A 17,767-nucleotide genomic window follows, 5' to 3' on the forward strand; every position below is an offset into this window, starting at 1 on the left:
ATCCGCCGGCGGGAGATTTACAATAAAATTTCCGTCACCGCCGGGTGTCCGAGGAAATCTTGTGGGCTTGCTGTTGCACCATAAGCGCCGGATTGATACACCACCACCCAGTCACCAACTTCGGCTTTAGGTAACTCCATTCTGTCGGCCACAATATCTAAAGGCGTACAAAGCGGGCCAACTATAGTCACCAGCTCGGTGTCTTTCTGCGCCATCCGGTTGGCAATAGCCACAGGATAGTTTTTGCGAATAACCTGGCCAAAGTTACCTGAGTTGGATAAATGATGATGTAAACCACCGTTACAAACCAGATAAGTGGTGCCACGCGACTGCTTTTTATCCAGTACTTTGCAGGCATATAAACCGGCTTCAGCCACCAGAAAACGGCCAAGCTCAATGACGAGCTCTATACCGTCCAGTTCCGTCTGATATTGTTCAGTAAGTTGTGTTAACGAAGCGCCTACTGTGGCCACGTCCAGCCGTTTTTCACCGGCAAAATAAGGAATCCCCAAACCACCACCCAGGTTAATGACTTCAGGTTTATAAGGACAAGCTGCGGTGAGTTTGGCGGCCAAAGTAAAAGTAAGCTGGTGGGCTTCAATCAGCGATTCGGCTTTTAAATTTTGTGAACCACAAAAAATATGAAAACCTCTGAGCTTCACGGCATAAGCGGAAAAATCGCTGAGCAGAGCAAACACCTGTTCTTCATCAATACCAAAAGGTTTGGCGCCGCCAGCCATTTTCATACCGGAAGATTTCAGCTCAAAAGACGGATTGACCCTAAGCGCCACCTGCGGCGTTTTACCGGCAGCTACACCAAGGGTGTGAATACGTTGAAGCTCACCGACAGACTCCACATGCAAAGTAACACCAAGTTCAATAGCAGAACGCAGTTCAGCGTCACCTTTACCCGGCCCTGCAAAACTGATGTCTTTAGCAGGCATACCGGTTTGAATGGCCAGCAACATTTCTTTTTGCGACGCCACATCAAAACCGTCCACCAAAGGCCGCATAAAATTCACCACAGGCCAATAAGGGTTGGCTTTTACCGCGTAATGTAAATGAATACGCTTGGGCATAAACTGACGGAATTTTTCCACCTGAGCGCTGATAACCTTGCGGTCATAAGCATAAAACACATCTTTGCCAAGGCATTGGCTAATTTGCGCCATGGTCATGCCGCCCAGCAGCAAGTCTTGCCCGCTGGTAACAAACTGGTTCATAAGCTCATGTTGCGGTGCTGTTGGCGCGTTCACAGATTTTGTCCTTCAGAAAAATAATGCTGGTATTCACCAGAAAGTAATTTACGGTCAATTTTGCCGTTGGCATTTTTGGGCAGGCTGTCTTTTTGCAACAACACTTTTGGCACCATAAAAGAAGGCAGCGCTTTTTTCAGCTGTAACAACCAGGCATTGGTATCTACTTCCTGCTGATGTTGCATTGCAACCAATACAACTATGGCCTGATCCAGCTCAGGATGCGGAATGCCCAAAGCCGCCACGTCAACAATAGCCGGGTCCAGTGCATACACAGCCTCTTCCACTTCGGTTGGGCTGACCCTGTTGCCCAGGGTTTTAATCATTTCATCGCGACGGCCAACAAAATACAAAAACCCTTCTTCGTCATATTTGACGGTGTCGCCAGACCAGACTGCCATAGGTGCCAATAAAGCACCTTTGGGCATTACAGGGTCAAATTTAAAACGTTCTGCGGTTTTTTCCGGTGAATTCCAATAGCCTAAACTCACCAACGCCCCACGGTGCACCAGCTCGCCAGGTTCATTCGGGCCACATAAAGAACCATCTTCCCGCACCACCACTATTTCGGCATTGGGAATAGCTTTGCCCATTGAACCTCTTTTACGGGGTAAATCGGCCGGCGGTAAATAGGTAGAGCGGAAAGCTTCGGTTAAACCATACATCAGATAAGGCGCCGCATTTTTGAAAATACCCTGCAATTGGCTGAGCAGTGCGTCCGGCATAGCGCCGCCAGAGTTGGTGAGGTAACGCACTGAATCTGAAGCACCTTCTGGCCATTTTGCCTTGGCAAGCTGCGCCCAGAGCGGTGGCACAGCAGCAAGTCCAGTGACCTGATGTTGTTCTATCGCGCGCACTACATCCTGCACCAGGAAAAAATCCAGTAACACTACTGTGGCGCCTTTTAAAAAAGCTGTGGTGATTTGGCTTAAGCCATAATCAAAACTGAGCGGCAATAACGCCAGAATTACATCCTCAGGCTTGTTTTGCAGATAGCTGGACACACTTTGTGCACCAACAATCATATTACGATGCGACAACACCACCCCTTTGGGTTTGCCGGTACTGCCTGAGGTATACAAAATGGCAGCCATATCAGCGTCTGTTGGCGCCACTCTTTCACTCAATGCGGCTTTTTCTGCTTTGTGATGGTGAAAAGCGGCAATAAACAAATGCCCTTGTTGCTGCTGAAAGTCTTCGGCAACATCAACCAGCAACACCGTATGTAAGTCTTCACAAAGGGCCAAAGATTCAGCCAGCACTTCATAACGGTCTTTACTGGTGACCAAAATACGTACGTTACAGTCTTGTAAAATGTGTTGCACTTGTAACGGCTTTAAAGCTGGATTTACCGGTACAAACACACCACCACAACGCGAAGTGGCAAAAAAGCTGGTTACAGTTTCAAATTGCTTGGGCAAAAACACCGCAAGGCGCTGATGCCGATGCAGACCTGCCTGAATAAAACGACTGGCAGCCGTTTCTGTCATTTCAGCAAATTCTGTATAACTAATTGATTCTTTTTTAAATTTTAATGCAATTCTTTCTGGGAACTGCAAAGTGCTTTGCCGCACTATATCATGGAGGTTGGTAATCATATGACCCTGAAGACAATTCACATTTAATCCCTTTGTGTGCAATAATAAATCACTTTAAACAGAAAGCCGACAGTATTTTACCGACAGATTTCATTTGTTCGATGTAAAAGCAGCTTATGTCAGTGATTTGTTGATATTAACGCCGTAATCAAGGATCGACCCATGACACATCAGTTACTTACCGACATTCTCAATTCAGTTCTGCAAATTAATAAAAGTTATCAAACCGACACCGGTTTATTGGGTGCCATTGCCGAGTTTGACTCTATGGCGGTGATTGGTGTGATCACCAGCCTTGAAGAGCAACTGGGTATTCATGTAGATGACGATGAAATTTCAGCAGAAGTTTTTGAAACATTTGGTTCTCTGCTCGCTTTTATTGAACAAAAACAAGCCTGATTCAGATGCTGGCTTCGTGTAGGCCAGCAACACAATTGCTGAAGATTTAAGGATAATCACTCAGTCAATCTGAGTTAACCCGGAGTGTAGTTTATGAAAAAACCCAGCCTGTTAGCCGCCGCAATAATGGTGGCTTTACTCAGTGGATGCAGTAAAAAAGACAGCGCGGCACATTATGCCGACGCACAACAATTTCTGCAGAACAATAACTACCCATCGGCGGTGATTGAATTAAAATCGGCGGTACAACAGGAGCCTGAAAACAAAGACTACCGGCTGGCCCTGGGTAAAGTGCACCTGAAAACCGGCGATGTGCTTGCTGCAGCCAAAGAGCTGGACCGTGCCTTAAAACTAGGCGCCAACAAAGATGCCGTGGCTGTGCCTTTGTTTAAAAGTTATTACGCTGCCAAAGACAACAAACCCATCCTTGAGCTTTTTGCCAATGATAAAGAGGTGAGCGAATCTCAGCACGACTACCTGAATTTGTACCGTGCACTGGTGGAACTTGAGTCTGGCAATAAAGATGAAGCATTGAGCTTTTTTGATGTGTTGGCACAACAACAACGCAATGCCGATGTTGCAGCTATTGCGCAAGGTTACCTGCAAATTGCCGCAGAGAAACAAGACGTTGCCTTAACGCTGATTGCTCAGGTCACTGAGTCCAGTCCGCTGTATAGTGAAGCTTTGTTAATTAAAGCAAGACTGCAGCAGTCGCTTAACCAACATGCAGCTGCTGTGGAGAGTTTCAGGTTGTATAACGGCCTGATGCCACGTGATTTTATCGCCCGCCTGATGTTAAGCCAGAGTCTGGTTGAGCTGGAAAAATTTGATGAAGCCGATATAGAACTGAGCCTTATTCTGAAAGGTTATCCTAATCAGCCTTTGGCGAACTACTTAAAAGCCGTCACTCTATACGAGAAAAAAGATTACACCCAAGCCAAAGACCATGCTGAGCGCGCTATTAATGCCGGTATGAAAGACAGCAGCACCAGATTACTTGCCGCTTTAAGCGCCATCAATCTGGAATTGCCAGGCCAGGCATTGGCACATCTGGATGCCATTAAACATCTATTGCCTGCCAACCCACAACTGGAAACCATGTACGCCGGCTTATTGCTGGACGCTGGCCGGGCTGACGAGGTGAGTGCTTCGTTGCTGAAAAAAGACATTGGTAACGCTGACTACAAGATGATTGCGGCAACCTCTTATCAGTTGCTGAAACAAGGTTCATTAACTGCCGCCCAACAACTGATTGAAAAGTATGACCAATCAAAACCAACGGACAACGCCACCCGAACCATTATGGCGACTGTGAAGTTGGGTGTGGAAAGTTTAAGGGAACAAGGGGTATCTGAGCTGGAAGATGTTCTGGCTGCAGATCCTTCCCAGGACAAAACCCGCATTATTCTGGCGCAAACCTACATCCGTATGGGGAAATTTGACAAAGCCCGCGCCCTTGCCGATCAATGGCTGAAAGAAGAAAAATCTGCACTTTTAGCATATAACTTAAAAGGTTATGTCGATTTATTGCAAAACAATAATAAAAGTGCCAGCGAGATGCTGGAAAAAGCGCAGGCGGTCAGCGCCAACAACCCATTTACACTGATGCTGCAGGCAATGGTTGCGATTAAAGAAAAACAATTGCCGGAATCGGCAAAATTACTCGAAAAAGCGCTGGAGTCGGATCCAAGTTACGTGCCTGCCCTGTCGCAATATTATGCCGTCAGCAAAGAGCTGAATGAAGCAAACAAGGCAGTTGCCAAAGCTGAACAAATGCTCAAAGCCAACCCAGATAACAATGATATTCGCTTAACTACGGCAGCCATTTATTTATCTGAAAAAAATGCTGCAGCCACAGTAGCTACCCTGACTGACGCAGCGGCCAAGTTTAAAGATAAACCGCCAATGTATTGGGCTTTGTTATTAAACGCCCATGCTGAGCTGAAAAACAAACAGCAGGTGCTAGCCATTTCAAGGGAATGGGTGCAATACAGCCCGAACTCTGTTGATGCTGAGCTTTCGTACGCGAGCGCACTGGCCCAGAGTGGAGAAATGGCCAGAGCTGTTGAAATTATTGATAAACACCTGAAAACCAACCCAAACAGCCCGGTACTGCTCAGAAGTAAAGCTGCTTATCTGGCCGATCTAAAAGACTATAGCGGTGCTTTAAAAACAATAGCGCTGCTCGGCGATGAAGAGAATAACAAAGCCAGCGTGTTATATCTGAAAGGTCGTTTGCTGGCAAAAAGTGGTGAAACGACCAATGCAATGGCAGCACTTGAACAAAGTTATCAGAAAGAGCCAAATCCGGCGGCGCTGGCTGCTTTGGCTGAACTGACAGCTTCACAAAAATCCTTAACTGCAGCTGCAGCTCTGATTAAACAACATATTGACACCCATGGCGCAAACGCTGCACTGCAGGGTTTATATGCCAACTATATGCTGTCGGAAAAACCGGAAGAATCGTTAAAAACGTATCAGGATATTCTGAGTAAAAATGCCAATGATTATGTGGTGTTAAATAACTATGCCTGGTTGCTGGCCGAGCAAGGCAAAGCAGAAGAAGCCGCTGTGCATATTGAAAAAGCATTAAAGCTGGCACCACGCCATCCGGATGTACTGGACACTCATGGCAAGATTTTATTAAAGCTTGGGAAATCGTCAGAGGCAGAAGCTGCATTCGCAACTTCACTTGAGATCCGGCCAAATAATGTGGACGTAAAATTAAATCATGCCGAAGCTTTGATTAAAAATGGCGATAAAAACAAAGCGTTGGCACAGTTGAGCAGCATAGAAACCACTGATGAAGCGGCGTTAAAACGCAAAGCGGAACTGGAAGCTCAGGCAAAATAGCCTGTTAATTTTGCTGAAAATGGGCCCATTACGGGCCCTTTTTATTGTAAATTTAAAACCACCGCCTATGTCGCTGGTTTATTACCAACTCAGCCAGCCTGGTCCCATGGTTTTGCCACAGGCACTGCAGGCGTTATATTTTCCGGTCCGTCTTTTAGGATTTCACTGCTGTTTAGCTGGCACGCCTACCCTAAGCAAATATTGAGTATTGAGCTGAGTTTTGTTTTACTGATTTTTTGATTTTTGTAAGATCAAACCTGGTTATTGAATGTTTGCTAAAACTTGCAAGCTCCAGCTGTATTTCTCAAATCAAGCTGTTTCCGACACTCGACCTGTACAAAGCTGATTTGTTTACGGAACACTGTTTAAGCCTGCATCTGTACCTGGCTGTAGTCATGCCAATCTACTCCTTCGTTGTGTGGCCAGAAATAATAGCTAAACAATGACACCCGCATAACTGACGAAATATTGTATTAATGGCTCAACATCACAACAAAATCCAGCTAACTGTTAGCAGAAATATAAAACACAACAGTAACGTAGCATAACAATCATCATTTAAAGTACAAACAAGCAGAATAAAGATATAACAGCAGCGCACATCACTATACATCATAAAGAGCGGCATAATGATAATCAGAAAGGAGGGTTCTGGCTAAAGTTGCTTTGGATGCGCATTGATCAACTTTGATACCAGAATCTGTTGTTCAATTTCTCTGAGTAAAGGTAAATATAAAAAAACCACCTTGATGGGAGGTGGTTTCAATTGACAATAAAAAAGCCAGCTAAAGCTGGCTTTTTTATTTGTTTAGCTTATTAAGCTTGTTTTCTGCGGCTTAAACCTAAGCCCAGTAAACCTAAACCTAAGATAGCGATTGACGTTGGTTCTGGCACATCAAATGCCAGTGAACCATCGTGCAGTGCGCGAGCTAAAGTGAAAGTTTTAGTCACTGGGTTGTAACCGGTAACCGCTGGTAAAGCTGCTACGTTTTGGTCAACCAGGAACTGGAAGTTTTGTTGTTTGCCATCAAGCGCCAACATATCGTGAATATCACGGAATGACATGTTGCTACCAAGATATTCGGTGTTAAAAATGTCACCGGCAACAACACCATTGATGCTGTCAGTTGTATTGAAGTTGCTCAGGTAACCATTCAGGATAGTAGCACTTGGAATGTTGCCACCGTTGGTTACGTTCATGTCAAACAGACGTGTGAAACAGTTAATGTTGTTCGCACCGGCACATGCACCAACGTTAGTTGTTGCATAAAAAGAGATGGTACCACTAACCCAGTTCACACCACCAAAACCGTCAATTACACCAGTCAGGTTGTTAAAACCAAAGCTCAGTTCCCAGCCAGATTTATAACCATTGTTGCTTGGACCAAATGCGCCAAACTCTTGTGGTAAAAATGAGCTGATAGAGTTGTTACCATACTGGGCGATAAAGTTGTTAAAACCTGAACCTAACAAGCCACCTGATGAAGTGATTACATCACCGGCATCGATAGTAAAGTTGTTGTTTGAGTCAAACACTTGTGACCAAGAGTTATAGTTGAACTGTAACTCTTCCAACCAACCTGTTGTGGTAGTACCGGCAGCAGTGTTTGCATTTCCACCATAATCAGCACCGATGTCGATGTAGATTGGTTGAGCTACAACTGGAGCTGCTAACAGTGCGCCTACGAGGGCTAAAGCTTTAAATTTCATATTCTACTCTCCTGTAAATTCGGGGCGTCGTATTTGTATCTATCTCTCCAGTTAAAGCAACATGCGTGCCATATATTATCTTATTGTTTCTAAAGGATTTTATTATGTGAGCGATATGGGGTGATAAAAATCCTGACAGATCTTGACCGACAACTTTATAAGTTAAGCAATCAAAAAAACCGTTCAGCATGGCAATAGTCGCTACAAAAACACCCGAGGTGCGCGGATTCATTCACAATACAGCAACAGCAAGGGCGTTATCGCGATACCCGGTGTAGACAGCCAAACAGCACTTTGCATGACGATAAAGCGGAGTTTTAAACAGATAAAAAAAGCCAAAACTAAGTTTGGCTTTTTATTGATGTCATTTAAGCTGGCATCAACTCATCTGCAGAATTTTTTTCAATCGCCAGAACATATACTTTTGCAGAGGGTTGTTGTTACCGAAAGGACGCCAGGTTTTAATAAGTTTGTTGCGGTATGCGTCAAAGTGTAACCCTCTTGGTGCACATATCACTTCACCTCTTTTAAGAATAATTTTCAGTACATTGGTGCAAAGTACACCGGCGGCCAACGAAATCCCCATGCAAGTTGAAGGAACTTTCTTTTTAAAAAAGTTCACCGAACTGCGCTCGACCAGATAATGTCTTTGTTGCACTGAGGGTGAGACACCAATGACAAAACGCATAATATTGTCGCTGAAGATCTGCTGTTTTTGCGCATCTGTCGCGTCAGCTGGTGTCTCTTGCATACAAAAATATTCTTCAAACGTCATTTGACCCGGCATAAATACCAGCATTGCTGTGCCCATTCCCATTGGAGCCGCCGTGATACAAGGTATGCCTTTTTCATAACAACGCTGAAAAACCTTGCGTCTGATTTCTAACGCAAAAATGTCAAGACTATCAATATAAACCGAGACGCCATCTAAAAATTCTTCAATATTGGCTTCACTGATGCCTGTATTAAAGTTTTGGATTTGCGCTTCAGGATTAATATTACGCAGCGTTTGTTCCATCACTTCGGCTTTTGGTAAGCCCAAAGTGAGCATAGATGCACCAGCCTGCCGGTTGAAGTTTGGTACGTCGTAAGTATCTAAATCTGAAATATTAAAACGGGAAATCCCCAGTCGGGCACAAACTATGGCGTGGTCGCCACCAACGCCACCCAGACCGCCTATCGCGACTTTGGTATTACGTAAAATTTGTTGTTCTTCAGCAGTGACCCAGCCGATATTTCTGGAAAAAGCCTCGTTGTAATCAAATTTATATTCTGTCACCACACCACTCCATAGCAGTTATCTGCCGCAGTTAAACTATCGCCAGTACAGCACCGAAATAACCATCTTCAGATTCAGATTTTTCCGTTTCGGTATGGAACAGATCGTACTCTACGGCTTCAAGCAACTTCAAATAACCTGAACTCATTGATTTTTTTAGGGTTCTTGAGTCTATGTAATAAGGTGCTCTTTGGCCATGAAATTCTATTGTATCGCCAATTTTTGTGAAGTTAATTCCCACAAAACTCAGACTACGCGCCAGTCGCGGTTCCATCATCACAAAGGTGTGATACCGTTTTGTTTTGTATGACATTGCTGCTGCCGCCATATAGAGGCAGATAGCAATGTAAGGGAAGCATCTTAGCTCAGTTGCCGAAAATACTGTTTCATCAATAGCACCAGTCGCAACCCCAGCAAACTTATCAATCTGACGTTTACGAAAAGCAGCAGGCACCGCCAATCTGGACATTTCGCAAATTTCATTTCTGGCAAAGTTCCGCGGGTGCAATTTTGTGTCTGTCACTGCATGCAGGCAAAACTTTTCCATCGGCAATAATTGGTCTTCACCGGCCGATGTAATGAGTCTTACTGTACCTGCAAGCTGATCTGAGCTCAGGTGACGAATAAAACAGTGTATCGCTCTGGGATCAAATTCGTCGAATTCTTCATATCCCTGGCGCACGTCTTCAAAATGAAGTTCTTCACAATAGACCTGATGTCTTAGCTTATAAACTTCGCGCCGGAGATCATCAGATTTTGCAATCTGTGGTTTTAAATACATCGAAAAATGCTCGGAAATGGAGTTTGCTTCATTACTGGCCAGCGAAGAAATTGCCTTTTTAACAATACCACCGATGATTGGCTTATCCACTAAGCTCTTCAGCTGTTTCATAAAATTCCCCGTTTATAGAAAGCTCAGTTACAACTGTAAATTAACTGAACCTGTTTATACTACAAAACATTCAGACATTATGATTTATCGTACTGCTGTTTCAAAAATATAACTCTTCAACTTGATTGGGATCACTGAAAATGCAGTGATATAGCCAATTTCGTACAGCCGTTCTTTTTCTTCACTGGTCATATCAAACTTCACTGACGAAATATTACCGGTGTTGATGACAATAGTGTTATGCCAGTACTGTGCATGGACGTACTCTCGCGACATCGCATTCATAAAAGTTTGGATCAACATCAGCACGTAGGACACTAATGGTAAAAACCTTCGTCTTGGCACAGGGCGATGTTCACTTTCGCTTTTCAGACGAAAACATATGACCGGAACACCGTGCGACGACCAATCCTGGTGCAAGGCATCTTCAGCCAGTATGACACCATCAGCCATCACGTGATTTTCAAACGTTTTAAACGAAAACAGCAAAGGGATAGACATCGAATATCTGACTGCAGCAGAAACTTTTAAATCCGGCGTATTAATCCTGTTAAATACCACAGGACCGCCACCATTAATATCTGTTGCCAGTACATGTAAATCCAGTTTCATGTCGCTGAAAGTTTGACCTTCCAACTGATTATCTATCCATTGTTCGAAAATGTCACCACTGGAAAGCCCGCCTGTTCGCAAAAGATTCAACAATGAGAAGCCACGAAACTGTTTAAAATCTGTTTCAATAGCTAACATTTTCATTTCTTTCATTGTCTTACCGGATGCGAGCAATGCCGCTACTATGCTGCCACCGGAAACTCCGACCACGTGTTTAAACTCTAAATTAAGCTCAGCTAATGCATTCAGGATACCAATGTAGCAGGGTAGACGGGTTCCGCCTCCGGAAAAAATAGGAACAATTTCTTTTGTTGTAAGTTCTGTATGCAACGACACCTGTAAGTCCTCTGTTGCGAACGCCGTCTGACAGTCTGAATGAGTATGATCGAATTTGCTAAAGTTGCGAATTTCATTTCCAGCTAATAAAGCAACAGTTACACTGTAAAAATCGTGGTTTACATCAGTACTTAAGGACAAAATATGATACGGATCATTCTGTTATTTTTATTCATTGTGACATCTGATGTAGAATCAGCTGAACTTTCAAAGTTGATACCACAGATCAAGCCCTCAGTTGTTGCAATTGCTGTTTACAATCCCACATCAGCACCACGTCTGAAGCTTATTGGTAGTGGCTTTGCGGTTGCACCTGGCAACAGGATTGCAACCAACTTTCATGTTGTTGAAAAAGTGCTCGACATCACAAAAAACGAAAGTTATGTGGTGTTGTCAGGGCACGGAGCGCAACCACAAATGCATCAAATCCTGCAAATAAGTTCCAGCAGAGAACATGATTTAGCATTGCTTCAAATTGGCAAAAATTTGCCTTTTCTTGAACTTGCCGCAGACGAAACCGTGGACGAAGGAACTGAAGTTGCATTTACCGGCTATCCAATCACAGCGGTGCTTGGACTTTACCCGGCAACCCACAGAGCCATTGTCAGTGCTGTAACCCCTATTGCTATCCCGGCGGACCATTCCACCACCTTAAACCCCAGAACCTTAAGACAGTTGCAACAGCCCTACCCTGTGTACCAGTTAGATGGAACCGCATACCCAGGCAATAGCGGCAGCGCCTTATACCGGCAATCGGACGGCAAGGTGGTAGCAGTGGTAAATATGGTCTTGGTAAAAGCCAGCCGTGAAGCTGTACTGAGCGACCCGAGCGGTATTACTTTTGCAATTCCGGTTACCCATTTAAAACAGCTGATGGTACAACGATAATGACAGATGTGTTATTCCCAGCCACGCTTGAATTTGGCCTTTATGGATTTTGGATGGCTGGTTTAGGTTACCTGTTGTTCTGGGCTTTGTTACTGACAGTCAAAACAAATAATGCCCAAAAAAGACTGTTAAGCATTTACACCCTTGTTTGTATTGGTTGGGCATATATCAACAGCACGTCCGAAATGTTGCCGTTCAGCACAGAGTGGTCGTTCCTGCTGGAAAATCTGCAGAAATACAGCCTGGCTTTATTCTTATTTTCTGCCTTGTCCCGCACCGACCAAAAATTAGCCCAGTTATTATGGCAACCTAAACTACGTCTGGTTTTGATTGTATTTGTCTTGTGGCTGGCTGCCGGGCTTACAGCAGACATCAAAATACAAATTCAACTCTTGGCTGCGCTGGTGCTGACAGTCATATTACTGGCCATGGTTGAAGCCATTTACCGGCAGTCGGGTATCCAGAAGTGGCAGTTTAAGCCTCTGGTAATTGCCGTAGGTGGCAGTTTGTTGTTTGATTTTTACCTGCTGGCCGAAGCTGCATTGCTCGGAGAAGTTAATCGCCAGACATGGCAGGCTCGTGGTTATGTGCATGTCATGATGCTGCCATTTTTAGTTGTCGCGGTAAAACGGATTAAGTCATGGGGCATCAATGTATATGTGTCTCGGGACATCGTTTTGCAAAGTTCAATGGTACTTGGTGCAGGGATTTACCTCTGCATGTTGGCGGTAGTCGGTTATTATCTGAGCTATTTTGGTGGTGACTGGACAACATTATTACAAGTGGTTTTTGTTGTCTCCGGTTGTGTTGTGTTGTCGGTCATGCTGTTTTCAAACACGCTCAGACGAAAATCTAAGGTATTCATTGAAAAACACTTTTTTGCCAATACTTTTGATTATCGGTTGAAATGGGTGGAACTGAGCCGCGAACTGAAACAGATTGAAATTGTTGACCAGAATGCGCCTACTGTATGTCTGCAAGCCTGGTGTCAGGCTATTGGTTACAGTCACGGTGCCTTAATTAAATTTGCACCTGACGGTACAGCAGTATTGCTGGCCCACTCTGTTGGTTATCAGCCGGCTCCAACTGTGTTGCAACTAACGCAGCTTTACCGGCGTGAATTTAATCATAAATATTGGCTGCTCGATTTTACCGATCGCCAGGATGAACACGTGGTACAGCTGCTAACGCAAGCTGGCGTGAAACAGCCTGGATTTTCACTTTTAGTGCCCATCCAGCAGAATAATAAACTATGGGGTTGTTGCTTGTTGCAACCTGAAGTGAATGAAAAAATTAAACTCAATTGGGAACTGCGGGATTATATGAGCGCCGTGTCAGAGCAAATCAGCAGTTATTTGTTTATGAGTGAAGCCAGCAAAGCGCTGTCGGAAAACGCCCAATTTGTTGCATTTAGCCGGATGTCTGCTTTTGTGGTGCACGACCTTAAAAACATCAAAGCACAAATTGACATGTTATTAAAAAATGCCGAACGACACCGTCATAATCCGGAATTTGTTGATGATGCCTTTACCACCATTGAAGCGATGCAGCAGCGACTGCAAAATATGTTGTCTCAGCTCACCAATAAACAGACAAGTTCGGAAAGAACGATCAGAGTAAAAATCGGGCATATGCTGCATTCTCTGATTGAGCAACGTTGTAATGGCCATGCACCTTTGCCACAGCTGAACATTTACCATGACTGTGAATTAATGATTGATGCTGAGCGTTTCGGTAACATCTTATTTCACTTAATTGACAATGCACAACAGGCGACGTCTGAGCACGGTTCTGTCACGATTTCACTCAATTGTGACGAACAGTCGATGTTGCTGGAAATCAGCGACACCGGTTGTGGCATGACCGAAGAATTCATCCGTGAGCGACTTTTTAAGCCATTTGATACCACCAAAGGTAATGCGGGTATGGGAATTGGTGCTTATGACGCGCAAAACTTTATTTTGCAAAATGGCGGCCGCCTCACTGTTGAAAGTAAGCTTAATATTGGCTCTACCTTTAGCATCCGCCTTCCATTAAACTAAGCGAAATTTTTACACGGAACGTGATATGAAAACATTGTTAGCTATTGATGACGACCTCGGCATTCAGAAACAATTAAAATGGAGTTTAACTGATTACGAAGTTGTATTTGCCGATGACCGTTTATCAGCACTGCAGCAAGTCAGACGTTATGAACCTGCTGTTATTACTCTGGATTTAGGTTTACCGCCGGATCCCACTAACGCGTCTGAGGGGCTCGCCTGTCTGACAGAAATTTTGCAGCATAATCCAGATACAAAAGTGATAGTGATCACGGGCAGTACTGACACTGAACATGCACTGCAGGCTGTAGCTTTAGGCGCTTACGATTATTACCAGAAGCCTATTGATGTTGACGTCCTGAATATCATCGTTGGCCGGGCTTTTCGCCTTGCAGAGCTGGAAGCAGAGAACCGTGCTCTGAAAGCCTCGAACTACAAAAGCCAGGACATTATCGGCAACAGCGAGGCCATTCTCAAAGCCTGCCGTATGGTCGAAAAAATTGCGCCAACCGAAATTACCACGCTGTTACTTGGTGAAAGCGGTACTGGCAAAGAAGTATTTGCCCGTTCAATTCATAAACAAAGCCCCAGAGCCGGCAAACCATTTGTCGCCATTAACTGCGCATCTATTCCGGATAATTTGCTGGAAAGCGAACTTTTTGGTTATGAAAAAGGTGCTTTTACCGGCGCTCACAAAACGACCCTTGGCAAAATTGAAACTGCAAATGGCGGCACTCTGATGCTCGATGAAATTGGCGACATGCCGTTGGCTCTCCAGGCCAAAATGTTACGTTTTCTACAGGAGCGGGTTATTGAACGTGTTGGCGGACGCAGTGAGATTGAAGTTGACGTACGTGTGATTTGCGCCACCCACCGTAATCTTGCTGAAATGGTTGCCGAACAAAGCTTTCGTGAGGATCTGTTTTATCGTGTCAGCGAAATTACTTTAAATATCCCCCCGCTGCGCAACAGGGGTCAGGACATTATCGTTATCGCAAAGTCCCTGCTGCAAAAATTTAATCATGAATTTAATACAAATATTCAAGGTTTTACTGAAGACGCTATGAATGCGATGCTCGGCCATCGTTGGCCCGGCAATATCCGCGAATTGCAGAATAAACTCAAGTCTGCAGTGATCATGGCTGATAACAAATTTATCAGTGCTGAGGATTTAGGTTTGCAGGTCGACATCGAAGGCAAATTTGCACCTGTGACGCTGCGAAAAGTCCGTGAACAGGCAGAAACACAGGCCATACGTCACGCCTACAATTTATCCAACGGCAATTTATCGAAAACAGCAGACTTGCTTGGGGTCACCCGCCCTACGCTGTACGCTTTAATTGAAAAATATAAAATGTTGGATTTACGTAACAATCTGGGTGAAAGTGATGCATCGTTACCGAATACAGAGGAACTCTGAGCATATAAGCAGCTTAGGGCTATGATTGCTTATCGTTCGAACGGCTAGAATGCAGAGTACTGCTTGGTGATGAACTTAAAAGGCCGACTGAACGGCAAGGTGCACTGATAGCTGCTGCATCCATTCCGGTTCTTTGACAACCCACATAAATTGACATAATAAAAAACCCGCCGAAGCGGGTTTTTTATTATTGACGTCTTACAGAGTGATGCCTTTTTTACTGGCTCGTTCTCTGATATACGGACCCCAGCTGTTCGCGACTTTTTCTTGTCCGTTGGCGCGAGCCAACTCAACATGACGATAAGCCTCTTTCAGCTTTGACTGATAAAAGTATGCTTCGATCAGGGCTGTATGTACTTTACCCTTATCTTTCACACCAACTTCCAGTGCTTTCTGCAATGCAGAAATTGCCTCAGGTTGTTTACCAGCCATTAAGTAAGACAAGCCCTGACGACGATAAACTTCACCATCATTTTCAAGCTTGGCCAACTCGCCGTAATAAAAAGCAGCTTTATCAAAGTCCCGCGATGAGTTGTAAGAACTGGCAATACTGGTCAGTACACCACGATCTTTCTTCAACAAACCGGCCTTCATATGCTTTTCAAGCAACGCAGCAGAACGGTGAGGAATGTTATTGTTGTTGTACAGGTTAGCCAACAACTTAATTTCATTCTCAGTCTTCAGATAACCTTGTTTATACGCCAGATCAACAGCAGCAAGAGCTTTTGAATACTGTTCGTCCAGGTTATAGAAGTTACCTAACTGTACCCACCATTGCTTATCATCCGGGAATACAACAACCATGGTTTCAAGCACTTCGATCGCTTTTTTGATCTGCTTGTTTTCATAGTATGCACCCAGCTTCATGATGTAAGGATCCTTTTTAGGAGTCTTCATCAGAGCAATAGCGGCATCTGCCGGAGCAATAACTTTGGTGTATTGCTTCATTTCGTAATAACAGTTCGCTATACGCATATACACATCAGGATTGGTTTCACCAGTGAAATCCATCCATTTGTTATAGTTGTTTAAAGCGTCCTGATATTTTTTGGCGCCTAAGTTCAGGTCTGCAATAGTGCGATACAACTGTGCCTGATCATTAAAACTTAATACGTCAAGTTTTGCAGCATCTGTCAGCATTTTCAGAGCCTTTGCAGGATCCTTTTCTGCGTACAAAGTACCTAGGAACTTGTATAAATAAGCTTTATCAAAGGCAGCAGATGGCTCAATACCACTCAGTGTTGCGATAGCTTCAGAAATTTTATCTGCGCTGTAAAGCTCGTAAGCTTTACCTATTGCTTTACCGACCTTTTCGCCAACGGCTTGTGATTTCTTTGCTTTACGCTCAGCGATTTTTGCAGCATCCGGAGCTGCGTAAGCTGAACTTACCGGCAACGAAATAGCACTGATAGTTGCAAATACGACCAAAGCTGATGTCAGTTTATTCAATTTCATGATTAACCCCCAGCCTGATCAAGGTTGAAGTCCAGCTGCACTTTTTGGCCTGTTTGCTTCAAAGCTTTACCGTTTTCAATCTTCGGTGAATATTTCCAACGTTTCAGTGCACGGATTGCTTCACGGTCAAATACACGTTTTGGCTGCGCATCAATGACTTCAATCTCATCAACACTGCCGTCTTCCATAATGGAGAAACGTAACTGTACCCAACCGTTAATACCATCCCGTGCTGCCTGAACCGGATATTTAGGTTCGATACGCACAATTGGCGTTGCGTCACCATCACGCATCATTGCTGCGGATGGATCACCAAGACCTGTACTTACACCACCTACATCGACTGTTGGAGCATTAAAGCCAATAGTACCAGCATCATTCGTATTGTTTTCAGATACGACTTGCTGTTTTGGCGGCTCTGGCGGCGGCGGTGGCGGCGGCGGCGGAACACGAGTCCGCGTCTGAGCTTTAGACTCAGGCGGCGTCGAGTTTATTTCAATAACGATCGAATCCTTTTTCGCATTGGTGAAGGTATCATCCCCGTCAACCAGGAACGCCATCAATACGTACAGGAAAAACGTTATTACCGCACCGACTATGAGTGAAAGTAATAACCGTACCATATTACTTGTTCTCCGCAGCGATCGAAATTTTCTCGATACCTGCCAGCTTGATCTGGTCCATTACCTGAACCACAACACCATGCTTCGCTTCTTTATCAGCCTGAACAATTACGGTATCGGTTGGAGATTCAGCCAGCAGCTTTTCAACTGTTGCACCTACACGCTCAACGTCTACTGCACGTTTGTCCATCCAAATTTCACCATTTGCGCGAATCGCAACAAAAATGGTGGCAGAAGGTTTGGTTTGTGCTTTTGCCGCTTTTGGACGGTTAACATCAATACCTGCTTCTTTCACGAACGATGTAGTTACGATGAAGAAGATCAGCATGATGAACACAACGTCCAGCATTGGCGTTAAGTCAATTGCTGCCTCTTCGGCTTCACGTCTAATTTTACGTGCCATA

Annotated in this window: 14 protein-coding genes; 5 read left to right on the plus strand and 9 right to left on the minus strand. The window is 44.4% G+C overall.

What is annotated here, in order from left to right; translation table 11 throughout:
• Window positions 1-17: 17 nt before the first annotated feature.
• Both RCH83_RS03390 and RCH83_RS03395 read right to left on the minus strand, forming a co-directional pair.
• Window positions 18-1,223, minus strand: coding sequence for a pyridoxal-dependent decarboxylase, exosortase A system-associated (locus RCH83_RS03390; protein WP_306519029.1), 1,206 nt, complete (start codon window positions 1,221-1,223; stop codon window positions 18-20).
• Window positions 1,224-1,252: 29 nt separating this feature from the next.
• A complete protein-coding gene (locus RCH83_RS03395; RefSeq protein ID WP_306519131.1) occupies window positions 1,253-2,854 on the minus strand; it encodes an acyl-CoA ligase (AMP-forming), exosortase A system-associated in 1,602 nt (533 codons plus the stop codon).
• Window positions 2,855-3,016: 162 nt separating this feature from the next.
• Between RCH83_RS03395 and RCH83_RS03400 the strand changes: the two genes are divergently transcribed.
• Both RCH83_RS03400 and prsT read left to right on the plus strand, forming a co-directional pair.
• Window positions 3,017-3,253: a phosphopantetheine-binding protein gene (locus tag RCH83_RS03400; RefSeq protein WP_306519031.1), complete on the plus strand. Its 237-nt coding sequence runs from the start codon at window positions 3,017-3,019 to the stop codon at window positions 3,251-3,253.
• A gap of 93 nt (window positions 3,254-3,346) precedes the next feature.
• Window positions 3,347-6,106: an XrtA/PEP-CTERM system TPR-repeat protein PrsT gene (gene prsT / locus RCH83_RS03405; RefSeq protein ID WP_306519033.1), complete on the plus strand. Its 2,760-nt coding sequence runs from the start codon at window positions 3,347-3,349 to the stop codon at window positions 6,104-6,106.
• Window positions 6,107-6,922: 816 nt separating this feature from the next.
• On the opposite strand, the gene RCH83_RS03410 is transcribed toward prsT, so the two are convergent.
• The 4 genes from RCH83_RS03410 to RCH83_RS03425 all read right to left on the minus strand — a co-directional run bounded on the left by RCH83_RS03410 (window position 6,923) and on the right by RCH83_RS03425 (window position 10,935).
• Window positions 6,923-7,816 (minus strand): PEP-CTERM sorting domain-containing protein, encoded by an 894-nt coding sequence (locus RCH83_RS03410; RefSeq protein WP_306519035.1) that lies wholly within the window; start codon window positions 7,814-7,816, stop codon window positions 6,923-6,925.
• Window positions 7,817-8,195: 379 nt separating this feature from the next.
• Window positions 8,196-9,095 (minus strand): ThiF family adenylyltransferase, encoded by a 900-nt coding sequence (locus RCH83_RS03415; protein ID WP_306519037.1) that lies wholly within the window; start codon window positions 9,093-9,095, stop codon window positions 8,196-8,198.
• A 31-nt stretch (window positions 9,096-9,126) separates the two neighbouring features.
• A complete protein-coding gene (locus tag RCH83_RS03420) occupies window positions 9,127-9,987 on the minus strand; it encodes a PEP-CTERM/exosortase system-associated acyltransferase (protein WP_306519039.1) in 861 nt (286 codons plus the stop codon).
• A gap of 84 nt (window positions 9,988-10,071) precedes the next feature.
• Window positions 10,072-10,935 (minus strand): patatin-like phospholipase family protein, encoded by an 864-nt coding sequence (locus RCH83_RS03425; protein ID WP_306519041.1) that lies wholly within the window; start codon window positions 10,933-10,935, stop codon window positions 10,072-10,074.
• Between the two features lie 144 nt (window positions 10,936-11,079).
• Between RCH83_RS03425 and RCH83_RS03430 the strand changes: the two genes are divergently transcribed.
• From RCH83_RS03430 to prsR, 3 genes are read left to right on the plus strand one after another with little or no spacing between them, the layout of a single operon-like run.
• On the plus strand, window positions 11,080-11,823 hold the full coding sequence (locus RCH83_RS03430) for a serine protease (protein WP_306519043.1): 744 nt from the start codon (window positions 11,080-11,082) through the stop codon (window positions 11,821-11,823).
• Window positions 11,823-13,865 carry an XrtA/PEP-CTERM system histidine kinase PrsK gene (gene prsK / locus RCH83_RS03435; protein ID WP_306519045.1) on the plus strand — a complete coding sequence of 681 codons (2,043 nt, stop codon included), beginning with the start codon at window positions 11,823-11,825 and terminating at the stop codon, window positions 13,863-13,865. Before RCH83_RS03430 ends, prsK begins: the two co-directional genes overlap by 1 nt.
• Before the next feature lie 25 nt (window positions 13,866-13,890).
• A complete protein-coding gene (gene prsR / locus RCH83_RS03440) occupies window positions 13,891-15,285 on the plus strand; it encodes a PEP-CTERM-box response regulator transcription factor (RefSeq protein ID WP_306519047.1) in 1,395 nt (464 codons plus the stop codon).
• 198 nt (window positions 15,286-15,483) lie between these two features.
• On the opposite strand, the gene RCH83_RS03445 is transcribed toward prsR, so the two are convergent.
• The 3 genes from RCH83_RS03445 to RCH83_RS03455 are packed head-to-tail and all read right to left on the minus strand — an operon-like array spanning window position 15,484 to window position 17,766.
• On the minus strand, window positions 15,484-16,740 hold the full coding sequence (locus tag RCH83_RS03445) for a lipopolysaccharide assembly protein LapB (RefSeq protein ID WP_306519048.1): 1,257 nt from the start codon (window positions 16,738-16,740) through the stop codon (window positions 15,484-15,486).
• Between the two features lie 2 nt (window positions 16,741-16,742).
• Entirely contained in the window at window positions 16,743-17,363 is a 621-nt protein-coding gene (locus tag RCH83_RS03450) for an energy transducer TonB (RefSeq protein ID WP_306519050.1), read from the minus strand.
• A 1-nt stretch (window position 17,364) separates the two neighbouring features.
• Window positions 17,365-17,766 (minus strand): biopolymer transporter ExbD, encoded by a 402-nt coding sequence (locus RCH83_RS03455; RefSeq protein WP_306519052.1) that lies wholly within the window; start codon window positions 17,764-17,766, stop codon window positions 17,365-17,367.
• Window position 17,767 lies beyond the last annotated feature (1 nt).

This window comes from Rheinheimera sp. (genome assembly GCF_030824435.1).
In the GTDB taxonomy this organism is placed as follows: Bacteria; Pseudomonadota; Gammaproteobacteria; order Enterobacterales; family Alteromonadaceae; genus Pararheinheimera.